Raw genomic sequence first — 13,635 nt, 5'->3', positions numbered from 1 at the left:
CGAAGACCAGATTGGGCAGAGTGTGAGGGTAGCTGGTTGGATCGAGGATATACGCCCCTTAGGCTCTCTAGCGTTTATCACGGTGCGGGACGCCACAGGCATAATACAGCTCCTCCTCCGCAAAGAGATGGGTCAACTATATGAGGAGGCGCTCAAAGCACCCCGCCAAAGCATAGTTACTGCGTATGGTGTTGTGCAGAAGAGCAGAGCAAAAGCGGTTAAAGTTGAGATCGAAGTGAAAGACTTCAAGGTGCTCTCTTACGCCACACACCCCCTACCAATAGACCCAACAGGTAGAACACCAGCCTCATTAGACCTACGAATCAGCGCAAGAGCGCTTGATCTAAGAAATCCTAGCGTAGCAGCGGTCTTCAAGATCCGCCACACCGCGCTGCAATCTATAAGGCGTAGCCTAATAGACGAGGGTTTCCTTGAGGTTCAGACGCCTAAGATCATCGGGCAAGCTGCCGAAGGTGGTGCTACGCTATTCGCACTCGACTATTTTGGTCGCCAAGCCTACTTAGCGCAAAGCCCACAGCTATACAAGGAGCAGCTCACACTCGCCTTAGAGAAGGTCTTTGAAATCTCTAGCTTCTTTAGGGCTGAGAAGTCGAATACGAGAAGGCATCTTAGCGAGTTCGTAAGTGTTGATATCGAAGCGGCATACTATGATATGGAGGATGTGATGGGCGTCTGCGAAAGGTTGGTTGCGCGCTGTATAGAGGAGGTGTTAGAGCAGAATAAATCTGAACTCACTGTACTCAGGCATAACTTAGAGAAACCGAACCTACCCTTCCTAAGGATCACATATAAAGATGCTATAAAAGATCTGCAGAAGGCTGGCTACGGGATAGAGGATGGTGAAGACCTCACAGACTCAGCTCTAAAGGTTCTCGGCGAGATCCACAAAGGCTTCTACTTCATAACAGACTGGCCGCCTCATCTTAAACCCTTCTACATAGATGTGGAAGGCGACCACTCAAAGTCCTTTGATCTACAGTATGGGGCGCTAGAACTTGCTTCTGGCGGTAGGAGGATATCAAATAGGCAGAAACTTGAGGCTAGGATGGTGGAGCTGGGCTTAAACCCAGCCTCCTTCTCAGAACACCTTAAAGTCTTCGACTGGGGTATGCCACCACACTCAGGCTGGGGCCTCGGCTTAGACCGGCTTATGATGGTGCTGACTGGGAAGGAGAACATTAGGGAAGTGGTGCTGTATCCAAGAGACACGGTAACCCTCACACCCTAACAACAACTATAATAGCCAACAGCATCATATTATTTTGGTTGCTTTGAAGAAGACGGGCGAAGTCTACCTTCCTCTACACTACGGCCACGCACCAGAGTGGCTCACAAAAAGAATGAAGGCTCTAGCTGATGCTATGCTGAAGATAATGTATAGAGAAGAAGGTGCGTCAGGCATATTAAAGAAGCTTAGCTCACCTCTCTGGTTTCAAGCTTTTGGCTGTGTGCTCGGCTTCGACTGGCACTCCTCAGGCTTAACCACAGTGGTTTGTGGTGTGCTGAAGGATACGCTTAGATTTGAGGAGCACGGAGTGGAAGTTGCTGGCGGGAAGGGGAGGTCAGCGTTAAAGGCGCAGACAGATATAGAGAAGATTTGTGAAGCCCTCTCTCTGCCAGAGCATACAGTCAACGAACTAAAGTATAGCAGCAGAATGGCAGCTAAAGTGGACACAGCAGCCATACAATGCAACTACCCCATCTACCACCACGCGGTATTCATATCGGAGAGGGGTGAGTGGTGCATAATCCAGCAGGGGTTGAATGTAGAGGAGAGGTTAGCGAGGCGATACCATTGGCTTGGTGCTCAATTGGAGAGCTTCGTCTGCACACCACACAGCGGTATAGCCGCACCCAGATTGGAAGCGAGAGTGCTGGATATGACAGCAAAAGAGTCGGAAGAGGCTAGGCGTATCGCAGTAGACCTCGTAAGAGGGAGGCCTGAAAACCTTATCGGCTCCATAAGGTTGTTGAGTGGGCAGCACGTGCTGGACAACTGGGTTAAATCTTCTGAACCGACCGAAACCTACCCCAGCTTTGATATGCCGAGGCGGCTTGATTGGAGCATATTCAAGAAGCTGTATGATATTCAACCCAGAGACTATGAAGATCTCCTAGCGGTTAGAGGTGTAGGTCCGGCGGTGGTTCGTGCTCTAGCGCTTGTTTCACAGCTCATATATGGTGCACCGCCATCTTGGAGAGACCCAGCAAAGTTCACCTTCGCGCATGGCGGTAAGGATGGTGTACCATACCCTGTCAACCGCAGAGTTATGGATGAAACTATACGCAAGCTAAGAGGCTACTTAGAATCAGCAGAAGCAGAAAGAGAGCATCTAAAGGAGGCGCTTAAGAGACTAGAAGCCCTAAGCCATAGATGGGGGCTGTGAGCTTCTCCTCGGCTGAATGAAGTTGGGAGCTTCCAGCCTTTAGAGTGGGCTTTGCGCCTATATCTCCTCATCTGCTGGTTCGGGGGGCTCACAGCTCCCCCATCCCATAGAGCTCGTTACCCTATGGGCTAAACTTCCATTTCACCTCGCCACGTAGGCTCATAGGTCATCGCAACCTGCTCAAATATCCCTCCTCTTTAAACCCAGCCCATTCATCCCAGAGTTAAAGATCTAGGTTTTCCGGGCACCCCTGTTTATTATAACATATAGCCGGGTGAAGTAGGCATCTCCCACCTCGGTCCTAGGAAGGCCATAAGAACTGAGCTCCAAGCTGCCGCTGTATTCTTTTCATCGTAGCCACCGCCTCCTGTGGCGACGAGCCTACCTTTGCAGAATCGGTGGGCTATTTCGTGAAGAACTTCTGCTGCGTGTCTATGTGCTCTGTAGGTGTACCTAAGATGAGTTATAGGGTCGCCTTCTAACCCATCTGCACCACACTGAAAGAAGATCAATTCAGGCTCAACTCTTCTTGCGAACTCCTCGACTTCCTTAAATGCTTCGACGAACTCTTTGTCGGTTGAGCCTGGTGGTAGAGGTATGTTAAGTTTTGTTTTTGGTGCTTGTGGTGAGCCGTCTTCTTCTCTGAAGCCTGTCCCTGGATAGAGGTATCTTCCGTCTTCGTGTATATCTGCTATCCACACCGCTGGGTCATCATAGAATTCGTAAAAAACACCGTCTCCGTGGTGTGCATCTATATCCACATAAAGTATCCTGTTGAGACTATACTTCTTCTTAGCGTACACTATGGCTACCCCTATATCGTTAAAGACGCAGAACCCAGCTGCTCTATCTCTCCTTGCGTGGTGCAGCCCGCCCACTGGTATGAAGCAGTGCCCCACCTCTCCACTCATCACTTTATCAACGGCATCTACAACAGAGCCTACTACGTAGCTCGCTGCTTCAAAGACGCCTTTAAAGGCTGGTGTATCTCCATAATCAAGCAGCCCGCTGCCTATCTCAGACATCTTCTTAACGAAATCTATGTACTCTTTTGTGTGAAATAGCTCAAGCAAATCCTCAGACGCTAAGACTGGCTTCATAACCCTGATCTCTCTTCTCTCCAGAAGCCCAAGGATTTGAACAGCCTCCCAAAAAGAGCTTATGCGCTGCCTGTTGAACTTATGTGGGTCTGGGAAAGCATATCGTAGAAGTTCTTCGCCGTAGTATAGTCCTATGTCGCCCAAGTTTCCTCCCGATATCTATTTGTTACATCTTATATTTCAGAGTGACTTTTTCTCTAGCTTTAGCAAGGTCCTCCGCGCTATCTATTGTGAAGAAGGATTCGAGGTCAGGGTCGAGCGGCTTGATCTCATCCTCAACGCTCACATATCTTATGGAGTAGAGGTTATCCACAACAGGGAGCAGATTATCTTCGGTTTGATGCTTGGATGCCACGGCGATGAAACTCTTTCTCCTATACACAGCTAGAAGCGGCTCTATCCTACCATTAGACCATTTGGGTAGCGCAGCATCATACCCCTTTGCATACTCGAAGAGCGCGTGGAGTACATTCGGCTTAATGAAAGGCAGATTCTCTCTGAGCACCAAGCAGTGCTCGCTCCTACTAGCTTTAAACCCCATCAGAAGGCTTGACACAATAGTCGGGTTTCGGTTCTCTATTATGATCTTAACCCCAAAGGTTGAGATCGCCTCTATCAGCTTAAGGCTAGGCTCTCTCCTAAAGATCACGTAGATAGCATCGGCAACTGTCCAAACAGCGTCAAGCAGATACTCGAGCACCGTGCTATCCTCTTCTGGATGAAAGAACCTTTTAGGTAGCTTCTCCTCCTCTCTCCCCCACGCCGCCACTACAGCGCTTCTCGCTGGATGATAACCCAACTTCTACACCTTTCCACTAGATTACCTCACCTAAGCGGATCAAGATGATGCACTGCTGTATGGTGCTCTCCCTCTGGATTAAAGCCTTTCTAGGTTACTACAGCCTTAACTTTATCTTCCATGCTCCGAGGTTTATCCAACCTATCATCCATTTTTAGGTGTGCGACTACCCTTTTAGCACCGGCTTCTCTAACCGCTTTGTGAGCACGCTTAAACGCCTCCAGTATCTGCTCTAAGTCGGTTGCCTCCAGAATCGTGCACATCGGTGTTACTTGAAGCTTGAGCCCATCTACACTTCGAATCGCCTCGACCGCCTTCTTTACATACGGACTTAGGCTGGTCTCTTCGCCTATTGGGAAGATGCTTATTTCTGCTATGATCGTGAGCTTCTTTTCTTTACTCAATTCTCTTTACCTCTTATAGCCTATTTTCCTGAGGAAGGCTCTGCGCTGCTCTTTATGCTCCTCTCCCTCAACGCCCTTTGGTTTTACGCCGTCTATCACCCCAAGTATACCTCTTCCTTGCTCTGTTTCAGCAACGATAACCTCTATTGGGTTGGCTGTGGCGCAGTAGATCGAAACAACCTCCTCGACCATCTTAACCCTATTCAGCACATTTATTGGGTAGGCGTTGGCTAAAAGTATGATGAAGGTGTGTCCACAGGCTATTTGAGACGCAATCTCAACAGCCTTAGCCTCAAGCTCTTTATCGTTACCATCATGCCTTATCAGCGCCGGTCCACTAGACTCGCAGAAGGCTAACCCAAACCTTATCGCTGTGCCGCTAGAAACAAGGGTTTCGTAGAGATCCTCTACCGTCTTTATGAAGTGGCTCTGCCCAAGTATGATGTTGACTCCTTCAGGCACCTTTATCGGCACCACTTTTAACTCCAACCCAACCACATAGTAGCCAAATAGGTTGTGGGATATAAGATTGCCCGCTCTCTTAACTACTATAGACTCATCTAGATTCTTTTGAGGATGTATTAATTAACCAAGTAATCGCAGTCTCCATATAGTCAAGTTGAAGGTTCAAGAAGTTACTGCAGCAGCCCTCTGCGCCGCCCTCTACGCGGTAGCCAAAGCGGTGACAGCCTTCATACCCACACCTTGGGGTATAGGTCAGTTCGCACCCGGTGTGGTTGTTCCAGCCTTCTTCACAATCATCTTTGGTCCTCTTGTAGGAGCCTTGGGTGCTGGTATTGGGGTCTTTGTTGGCGATCTGTATCTTTCAACCTTCGGCTTAACCAACCCCTTCCTCAGCCTCATCGCCGGTGTGCCAGCTAACTTCGTCGGCTTCTATCTACTGGGCTGGTTGATGTACAAGTGGAGTAGCTGGAGGCTCTTCCTCTGGGCTTCGCTAGCAGGCTTGGCTGTAGGCAACCTCATAGCGGCATCGGTTGTGGTTCTCTACATATCAACCTTCTTAGGCGCTCTTTGGCCGTTTGATGTGCAGCTAGCAACAACAATCGGATTCACGCTCTTCTGGATAACCACTATGCTCCCCTTTGTGCTAGCCATAGTACCAGCCTTGGTGAAAGTCGTCTCTAAGTCTAGACTGAGCAGCCTAACCTCAGGCTCTTGGTTGAAGTGGAGGACTGTATCCTCTTCAACCGAGGTAAAGGATTCAGTTGCTGTAGCAGCCATCTTTGGCGTGATCACCTTGATCCTACTATTAACGCCTTTAGGCGATCTGCTCTTCACAACAGCCAAACTTAACTCCTTCCTCATAAAGTCACTAACCGCGTTAACCGCCATAACCACAATCATCTTCGGCCCCTTGGTTGCGGTGCTAACGAAACCGTAGGAGGCTTTGGGTTTGGGCAGATATTCCAGAAGCATATTTGTGCCCTCCGCAGTATCAAGCTTCTTCGAGGTCTGTGACGAAGATCAAGAAGGTAGGAAGATCGTAGACCCACTTAAAATAGGTGCTAGAGGAGGGGGCTTCAGATTGAGCAGAGGTGTAGTAACGAAGGTAACGATGGGGCTAGCTGCCGAAGATGAAGTGTGGATAAACGGATACCTAACACCATCAGCAAGAACAAGCCTAGAAGCTGTGAAGCTGGCTAGAAGCGTCTACAGCTTCCAAGAATCTGTAAGAGTGGAGCACGAAGTTGAGTTACCAATAGGATGCGGCTTCGGCACAAGTGCAGCTGGTGCGCTCGGCACTATACTCGCTATACAAGACGCACTAGGCATATCTGACTCTTCTCTAGCAGCCGATCTAGCGCATGTAGCGGAGGTCAGAAACCTCACAGGCTTAGGCACCGTTATAGCTGCTGCTTCATCAGGTGGATGCATGGGGTTGGTCACCGAGCCTGGAGCACCATCGATAGGCGAGGTGAAGATGTTCAGCTGCAACCCAGGTGAATATGTGTTTGTAGGTGTGGTCTTCGGCGCTATAAATAAATCCACGGTTCTTGCTTCTGAAAGGAAGAAGAGGGTTGTGAACATCTGGGGTAGAAGGGTACTTGAGGCGGTGCTAGATGATCCTACACCATCTACACTGCTACACCAGAGCCTAATCTTCGCTGAAAAGACAGGTTTGGCTACTCGTGATCTGCTCGACTTAGCCCGCTACATATGCAGGTCAGGTGCGGAAGGCGCTGCCCAGAATATGATCGGAAGAGGTGTTCACTCGCTAGTGAAGGTTGAGAAGGCTGCGCAGCTTATCAGAGAGCTTCATCGCCTCCTACCATCTGCTAAGATAATCTCGTCAACGCTATACGCTGGTCCACCTCAGGTGTTGACTGAGGCTTTCGCTGTAGATCGGGTTAAGAGGGTTTAGTCCTCAACCTCCTCTCCAGCTCTCAATATTCTTGAGAGCGCAGCCGCAAGGTTAAGCATACCATCTAATGTGACGGATGAAACTGGGATAAGGTTGTAGCCAAAGCCTAGTTTGATGACGCTCCTAAGCACCCCTCTTGTCAATAGCGATTCCAGCGCCGGTGTGTTGCTGTACACGGCTGCCTCTAGAGCAGCTGGGTTTGATGACCACTCAACCACCTCCTTGACATTCTTCATAAGATCCTTCTTGGTTAGGACAGGTATCTGAGGTGTTACTAAGCGGAGTTGAACAGAAGTGGCGAGCAGCGTAATCGAAACTAGGTTAACAGGGTGAGAGACCAACACGCCATCAAACAGGAATAGGACTGCTTTACCGTCAGCCCTAAGGTTCTTGAGGATGAAAGGTCCACTCTCTCGGTAAGCAAAGAGCTCCATCTGACCCGGTGTATCGATTATAGCGTAGTCTGGTCTGAGCTCATCAATAGCATCTTGCATCTCATTTAGCCTCGTCGCTAGTAGGTCGCAAGAAAGTATCATCGCACCATTAGGGCCTAAGCCGTACTTCTCCATCACCTCCTGCAGATCGATGTAGTCCCTCACATCCACATCAGGCTCGTAAGGTAGGGCTAAGGCGCCTGGGTCGAGATTCACGGTTATGCTATGCGCACCCTTCGCTCTATACCACTCAGCAAGGTTAGAGGTCAGCAGAGATTTTCCACTCCCAGCCGTGCCGACAACAAATATGGCGTACAAAGTTGCTCATCAATGGCAGAGAAGCCTTAGCCTTAAATGGTTGACCCAATACACCTCACCATGCAGATGTGGACGCCTAGAATAGAGATAATGTGCGTTGGCAGCGAATTGCTCTTAGGCTCAACCATAAACACAAACGCTACTTGGCTGTCTCAAGAGGTTCATAAACTAGGTTGCGTTGCAGCTAGGCATACCGTAGTGGGCGACGATGCGGATTGTATAGCAGAGGCGGTTAGAGAGGCTTTAAAGAGGCACACAGATCTTCTAATAGTGACTGGTGGTCTCGGCCCTACTTATGATGATAAGACGCTGGAGGGTGTTGCTAAGGCTCTCCGTAGAAGGCTTGAAGTCAACGAGCAGGCTCTAAAACAGGTCGAGGCCAAATATAGGGAGCTTGCTGAAAGGGGCGCCATACCAAAGTTTGAGTTGACACCTGCCAGAGTCAAGATGGCTACTTTGCCCTCAAAGAGCATACCGATAAGGAATCCTGTTGGGACCGCGCCTGCTGTGCTGATAAACTACAAGACTTTCAAGATCTTTTGTCTGCCAGGTGTACCAGCTGAAATGAAGGCCATATTTGCAGAGAGCGTAGCACCTGTAATCAAGCAGATAGTTGGCGACCTTTTCGTCGCCGAAGGCTGTTTAGAAGTTAAGGGTCTACCAGAGTCTTCTCTCGCACCGATCTTAGACAAAGTTGTTCAGAAGTGGCGTGGCGTCTATGTTAAGAGCCACCCACGCGGGTTCGAAGGTTCTGAGCCTAAGCTGGAGATCTACATCTCGGTAACCAAGCCTTCACAGTCTGAGGCTGAGGCTTTAAGGGAAGAGGTAATTAACCAGCTCACCGCAGAAATATGTGAAGCCAAAGGGGAGGTCAAGAGGAAGCAGCCTTGAAGCGGGAGTATCCAGAGCACCCATTAGCAGCGGTAGGTGCTGTAATAAAGAAAGATGGACGGGTTCTCCTCGTTAAAAGGAGGTTCGAGCCGAGCAAAGAGAAGTGGTCGATCCCAGGAGGGTTAGTTGAATTAGGTGAACGCGTTAAGGATGCTGTTAAGCGGGAAATCTACGAAGAAGTTGGGCTGGAGATTAGGCTGATAAAACTGATAGATGTAGTTGATAACATAACGCGTGATAAGGAGGGGAGAATACGCTATCACTACATACTTTCAGACTACTTAGCTGTCCCAAAAGGCGGTGAGCCTAGGGGGAATGAGGAAGTTCTTGCTCTAGGCTGGTTTACACCAGAGGAGGCGGCTAAGCTCAATCTCACAAAGACATCCAGACATCTTTTAAGGAAGATCGGCTTCCTTAAGCCGAAGAAGATTGGTAGATCGAAGTAGACTGGTTGAGGCTATCCTATACCCCAAGCCGCCGAAGAATATCGTCTCTCTACCAGACTTCTATTTAGATCACATAATAAGCTACCCATATGGGGTGAAGCACTTCATCCATGAGGTGAAGAGGATCGCTCAGCAAGGCGGCGGAAACATAATCAACATACCACAAAATTACACGCTCGGGGGAAATGCTGCCAACTTTGCTGACACATTAGCACGCTTAGGCTTAAAAGTGACGTTGATCGCCATCACGAACGACTTCGGCTATCTTTGCCTACAATACTTTCTCAAGGATGTGGGTGTTGACCTCTCACACATAAAAGTGGATTCTAAACTCTCTACGTCAAGCATAATAGAGATGCAGAGCGACGGTAAGCTAGTAAATGTTATGATTGGGGAGCCGGGGGGTTTAAAGGACTTTTCACCCCAAAAGCTTGGTGTAGAGGATCTCGAGCTGCTGAAGAATGCAGATTACATCTGCCTATTTAATTGGTGTCAGAACAAGTTCGGTACAGAGCTCTTTCTTCACATAGCTGAACAAGTTGGTGAAGACGCTTTCATATTCTTTGATTTAGGAGACCCGTCTAGTAGGGTAGATGAACTAAAGACGCTTTGTAAAGTGTTGTGTAGAGTAGGGGTTGGTGCCTTAAGTCTAAATGAGAATGAGGTGTATTGGGTCGGTAAGGTTTTGGGGTGCAGTAACGATGATAGAGTAACGTTAGCGAAGTATATCTCTGAAAGATTAGAAGGCGAGGTACTCCTCCATACCCCAAACTTCTCCTCACACAACATAAAAGGGGAGGTAACCAAAGTGCCAACCTTTGACGTCAAGCTCCAGAAGAGTACCGGAGCGGGCGACAGCTGGAACGCAGGCTACATACTAGGCTCTGTACTTAACCTACCTTATGAAGAGAGGCTATTTCTGGCTAACGCAGTAGCAGCAGCCCACATAACAAAACCTACCTTCGAACGGTTGACGTTAGATGATGTGGTAAGGGTGTTGAACACAGCCAAGGTTAGGTGCTGAATCTCCTTAACATCTCTTCAACTCGTCCAAGCATACTTTTAGCCTCCTCAGCATCCTTAGATTCAACAGTCGCTCTAACCACTTGCTCGGTGTTAGATGGGCGAATAAGCACCGTAGCACCCCCTACCCTATACTTCACACCATCTATCCTAGATAGGATCTCAACACCCTCTCTCTCCAACTCAGCAACAACCCTAATCATCGTGCTCAAGCGGTCTCTACACGCAACCTTCACCCTATACGTGTAGAATTTAGGAATCTCCGCGAGCATCTTATCCAGATCGCCTATCTTAGCGATCTCGGCTAAGATGGCTCCGAAGAGTGTGCCTGAGCCTGATGGTGTGAATCTGAGGTCCACGAAGTGTCCCGATGGTTCGCCCCCAAAGATTGCTCCGTGCTTTACCGCGTCAACAACGTAGTTGGCTTCGCCCACTTTGCTGATTATAAGTTCGCCTCCTACGTATTCGAAGACCGCTGATGACGAGTCTATCGTAACCACCACCTTACCTAGCTTTGAGTAGAGTCTTGCGAAGATGCAGAGTAGCTGGTCGCCGGTTACGTAGCTTCCATCGTGGTTTCTTGCGGCAAGCCTATCTCCATCACCATCGTTTATCAACCCCAGCAACCTTTTCCTAGCCAAGACCTCTTCACGCACAATGGTGGTGTTTTCGTCTTTAGGCTCGGGGTCCTCGGCTACCTCCCTTATCACCTGCACCTCAGCCCCTAGATCTTCGAGCAGCTTAGGTAGTGTTAAGACGGCTGTGCCACCCATAGGGTAGGTTACCAGCTTTACGCCGGAGAGGGTTCTGCTACTCCAACTCATAAGCGTCTTCATGGTGCTGAGGTATTTGTCGAGGACGCTAAGCTTCTCAACTTTGCCCTCCCCTTCTTTAAATTCGCCTTTAGCTAAAATACCCTTTATCTTAGACCTCTCCGCCTCCGATAGATACACGCCTTGCTTAGATACATACTTGAAGCCGTTGTATTTAAGGGGGAGGTGTGAGGCGGTAACCATTATCGATAGATCTGGCTTGTAGGTTATGGTTGCGAACGTCAGCATATCGGTGGTGCAAGGCGAGATATCGAGCACGCTTACACCACCCCTAGTCAAACCCGATATCAACGCGTCTCTTAATCTACCGCTCGAGGGTCTGTAGTCGCAACCCACTATTACGGCTCCGCTGTTACCAAGATAACTTGCTGTAGCCCTACCAAGTTTTTCAGCAAAATCTTCGTTTATCTCGGTGGGGTATTCGCCTCTAACATCATACTGCCTAAAGACGTTATCCAGCACCATCCAACCCCTTACTCATTTGAAACCCACTATATTTACACTGCGATGAGTACATCCTTATTAGATAGATGTACTAAAGTAAAGATAGGTTAGAGAAGGAATGGCTCTTAAGGTGGGAGATGAGGCGCCTGATTTCACGCTACCAGATCAAGAAGGAAAGATGGTTAACCTAAAGAGCTTAAGAGGTTCGCCCGTCGTCCTTTACTTCTACCCAAAGGACGATACCCCCTGGCTGCACCAAGGAAGCTTGTGGCTTCAGAGACGTTTTCTCAGAAATCAGAGCGAAAGGTGGGGTTGTGCTTGGGGTAAGTCTGGATAGCGTAGATTCACATAAGAAGTTTGCAGAGAAGTATCATCTACCCTTCACCTTGCTAAGTGACGGAGATAAGTGGGTTAGTAGAGCATATGGGGTTCTAGGTGTGGGTGGAACGCGGGCTAGACGAGTGACTTTCATAATTGACAGAGAGGGGCGTATCCGCCACATCTTCAAGAAGGTGAATGTAGAGCAGCACCCCAAAGAGGTCCTTAACATCTTAGCCAACCTCTAACACGATTTAGCTTCGATGATAGAAGTATTCTTTTATATCACTTGCTAGGCTGCTGGATAAGGTGCTAAGCCTATTTGGTGGCTAGAGAAGATTTAGCTAAATATCTTTACTGCTCAGCAATCTTTGAAGAAGAGGTTGCCAAGGCTTATCAGAAGGTCTCAGAAAAGGTTTCTGAGAGAGGTAGCCTATCTCCTTGAGTATATCGCTAAAGATTCGTTTAAGCACGCTGCAGCATTTAAAGCTTTAGCTGCTCGCCTTACACATCAAACAGATCGCTGCGATTGCGGAGAAATGTTAGGGGAAGCTTGGGTGAAGACTGTCGAAGAGGCTAAAAGATACGCCGCGAGAGAGGATGAGGTTACCTTAAGCGAACTGAAAGGGATCCTACAAGAATTTGAGAGCTACGAAGGGTATGCTGGTGAAGAATATCTAACAATATTATACACAGAAGTGGTCAAGCTCTTAACCAACGAGTACAATTTCGATCTAGAAGACTACAAAACCGTACTAGAGTGGATCATAGAGGATGAAAAGCGGCACATACAGATACTAGCCATCATAAAGAGCAGAATCGCCGAGCAAAAAGCAGCCTGAAGTAGACTTGTACGCATCAGAGCCGGCTGCCCGCTTCTGAGACGAGCGGAAGTGAGGCTGTGTAGACGTATTCGCCTCCCTCCTTAAACCTTCTGAGCTTACCAGCTTGTGAGAGGCGCAGCAGCGCCACCGCGACCGACTGCTTTGGATGTACTAGACCGTAAGATGCGAGTGCTTCGCGAACCTCACTCAATCTTCTAGGCGTTCTACCCCACGGGTCTGAAAACATCTTCACTATTATGTCTGCTAGGGAGTCTTCTTTCTCTATCTTTATGTTTGGCAGAGTCAGTTGAGTGGTCTCGGTTGCTGGTGGTTGAGTAGGTGCGGTGGTCCCAATAGGTCCGCTTTGGCTTAGCGCCGTCATTGGCTGAGGTATCCAAGAGACTATCTCACGCAGGGTATCCATCGCCTTAAATATAGTCTCAACATCACCCTGCAACTCAACCTCAAACTCGCCCAACTTGACCCTTATCCTCAGCTCTCCAGCCATCAGAAGACACTCCTGCTTTCAACTTAATATGCTTTTAAACAGAGCCGGCGACCGATAGCCACTTAAACCCCCAGCATCAAGTAGCATCGGGGAAAGGTATGAAGAAGCTTTTGGTCAAGGACCTCTATAACCCGAACCAGACGATAGCCCTAATAGTAAGGGAAGATGAAAGCTTCCTTAACATTGTAAGAAAGTTTGTTGAAGCACCTTACATAAGAGGTCTCTTCGTGGTAGACAAGAGTGGAAGCTACCAAGGTTTCATTAAGCGTGAAAGCTTGCTACAGTGGGCAAAGGTAAAGTTGGGTGACATAAGTGGGCTAGAAGAATACCTCCTCAAATACTCAAAAGATACCACAGCAAAAGAACTAATCTACCCCTATAGTGAGAAAGCAACTGTCTATTCGGAAGATGATGCGGTAAAGTGCCTCAGGCTTATGCTGACCTACGACCTAACAGACATACCTGTATTGGATAGATCTTCGGGTCGGATCCTAGGTGATGT

16 protein-coding genes and 1 pseudogene are annotated in these 13,635 nt (G+C 48.5%); 10 read left to right on the top strand and 7 right to left on the bottom strand.

Annotated features, from left to right (window positions below; translation table 11 throughout):
• Window positions 1-10 precede the first annotated feature (10 nt).
• Together aspS and HA494_05010 are read left to right on the top strand one after the other, a co-directional pair.
• A complete protein-coding gene (gene aspS / locus HA494_05015; GenBank protein NHV97131.1) occupies window positions 11-1,249 on the top strand; it encodes an aspartate--tRNA(Asn) ligase in 1,239 nt (412 codons plus the stop codon).
• A 34-nt stretch (window positions 1,250-1,283) separates the two neighbouring features.
• Window positions 1,284-2,408: a DUF763 domain-containing protein gene (locus HA494_05010; GenBank protein ID NHV97130.1), complete on the top strand. Its 1,125-nt coding sequence runs from the start codon at window positions 1,284-1,286 to the stop codon at window positions 2,406-2,408.
• Window positions 2,409-2,665: 257 nt separating this feature from the next.
• On the opposite strand, the gene HA494_05005 is transcribed toward HA494_05010, so the two are convergent.
• The 4 genes from HA494_05005 to HA494_04990 form a co-directional block, all read right to left on the bottom strand.
• Window positions 2,666-3,652, bottom strand: a complete 987-nt coding sequence (locus HA494_05005; protein NHV97129.1) for an acetoin utilization protein AcuC — start codon at window positions 3,650-3,652, stop codon at window positions 2,666-2,668.
• 22 nt (window positions 3,653-3,674) lie between these two features.
• A complete protein-coding gene (locus tag HA494_05000; protein ID NHV97128.1) occupies window positions 3,675-4,307 on the bottom strand; it encodes an NTP transferase domain-containing protein in 633 nt (210 codons plus the stop codon).
• A gap of 89 nt (window positions 4,308-4,396) precedes the next feature.
• Window positions 4,397-4,687, bottom strand: a complete 291-nt coding sequence (locus HA494_04995; GenBank protein NHV97127.1) for an MTH1187 family thiamine-binding protein — start codon at window positions 4,685-4,687, stop codon at window positions 4,397-4,399.
• Between the two features lie 30 nt (window positions 4,688-4,717).
• Entirely contained in the window at window positions 4,718-5,200 is a 483-nt protein-coding gene (locus tag HA494_04990) for an adenosine monophosphate-protein transferase (GenBank protein ID NHV97126.1), read from the bottom strand.
• Window positions 5,201-5,330: 130 nt separating this feature from the next.
• Here HA494_04990 and HA494_04985 point away from each other — a divergent pair, with 130 nt between their 5' ends.
• Entirely contained in the window at window positions 5,331-6,113 is a 783-nt protein-coding gene (locus tag HA494_04985; GenBank protein NHV97125.1) for a hypothetical protein, read from the top strand.
• 12 nt (window positions 6,114-6,125) lie between these two features.
• Window positions 6,126-7,094: a hypothetical protein gene (locus tag HA494_04980; protein ID NHV97124.1), complete on the top strand. Its 969-nt coding sequence runs from the start codon at window positions 6,126-6,128 to the stop codon at window positions 7,092-7,094.
• Here the strand turns inward: HA494_04980 and HA494_04975 are convergent.
• The gene (locus HA494_04975; GenBank protein ID NHV97123.1) at window positions 7,091-7,846 is read right to left on the bottom strand and encodes a GTPase; all 756 of its coding nucleotides are present in this window, start codon (window positions 7,844-7,846) and stop codon (window positions 7,091-7,093) included. The genes HA494_04980 and HA494_04975 overlap by 4 nt on opposite strands.
• 66 nt (window positions 7,847-7,912) lie before the next feature.
• Here HA494_04975 and HA494_04970 point away from each other — a divergent pair, with 66 nt between their 5' ends.
• The 3 genes from HA494_04970 to HA494_04960 are packed head-to-tail and all read left to right on the top strand — an operon-like array spanning window position 7,913 to window position 10,207.
• Complete coding sequence (locus HA494_04970; GenBank protein ID NHV97122.1) at window positions 7,913-8,737, top strand: competence damage-inducible protein A; 825 nt, start codon at window positions 7,913-7,915, stop codon at window positions 8,735-8,737.
• On the top strand, window positions 8,734-9,183 hold the full coding sequence (locus HA494_04965; GenBank protein ID NHV97121.1) for an NUDIX hydrolase: 450 nt from the start codon (window positions 8,734-8,736) through the stop codon (window positions 9,181-9,183). The genes HA494_04970 and HA494_04965 overlap by 4 nt, the downstream gene beginning before the upstream one ends.
• Entirely contained in the window at window positions 9,167-10,207 is a 1,041-nt protein-coding gene (locus tag HA494_04960; GenBank protein ID NHV97120.1) for a carbohydrate kinase family protein, read from the top strand. The genes HA494_04965 and HA494_04960 overlap by 17 nt, the downstream gene beginning before the upstream one ends.
• On the opposite strand, the gene HA494_04955 is transcribed toward HA494_04960, so the two are convergent.
• On the bottom strand, window positions 10,197-11,501 hold the full coding sequence (locus HA494_04955; GenBank protein ID NHV97119.1) for a hypothetical protein: 1,305 nt from the start codon (window positions 11,499-11,501) through the stop codon (window positions 10,197-10,199). The two genes, HA494_04960 and HA494_04955, sit on opposite strands and share 11 nt — an antisense overlap.
• A 100-nt stretch (window positions 11,502-11,601) precedes the next feature.
• Here HA494_04955 and bcp point away from each other — a divergent pair.
• Window positions 11,602-12,049, top strand: a pseudogene (bcp, locus tag HA494_04950) (thioredoxin-dependent thiol peroxidase).
• Window positions 12,050-12,172: 123 nt separating this feature from the next.
• Window positions 12,173-12,643: a hypothetical protein gene (locus HA494_04945; GenBank protein NHV97118.1), complete on the top strand. Its 471-nt coding sequence runs from the start codon at window positions 12,173-12,175 to the stop codon at window positions 12,641-12,643.
• Between the two features lie 16 nt (window positions 12,644-12,659).
• Here the strand turns inward: HA494_04945 and HA494_04940 are convergent, their stop codons facing one another.
• Window positions 12,660-13,133: a hypothetical protein gene (locus HA494_04940; GenBank protein NHV97117.1), complete on the bottom strand. Its 474-nt coding sequence runs from the start codon at window positions 13,131-13,133 to the stop codon at window positions 12,660-12,662.
• Between the two features lie 98 nt (window positions 13,134-13,231).
• Between HA494_04940 and HA494_04935 the strand changes: the two genes are divergently transcribed.
• Window positions 13,232-13,635: CBS domain-containing protein (locus tag HA494_04935; GenBank protein ID NHV97116.1), on the top strand; the 404-nt coding region annotated here is incomplete at its 3' end.

Source organism: Nitrososphaerota archaeon (assembly GCA_011605775.1).
In the GTDB taxonomy this organism is placed as follows: domain Archaea; phylum Thermoproteota; class Nitrososphaeria; order Nitrososphaerales; family JAAOZN01; genus JAAOZN01.
Note: the sequence above shows the minus strand (reverse complement) of the source record. Positions and strands in the feature narration are given on the sequence as shown.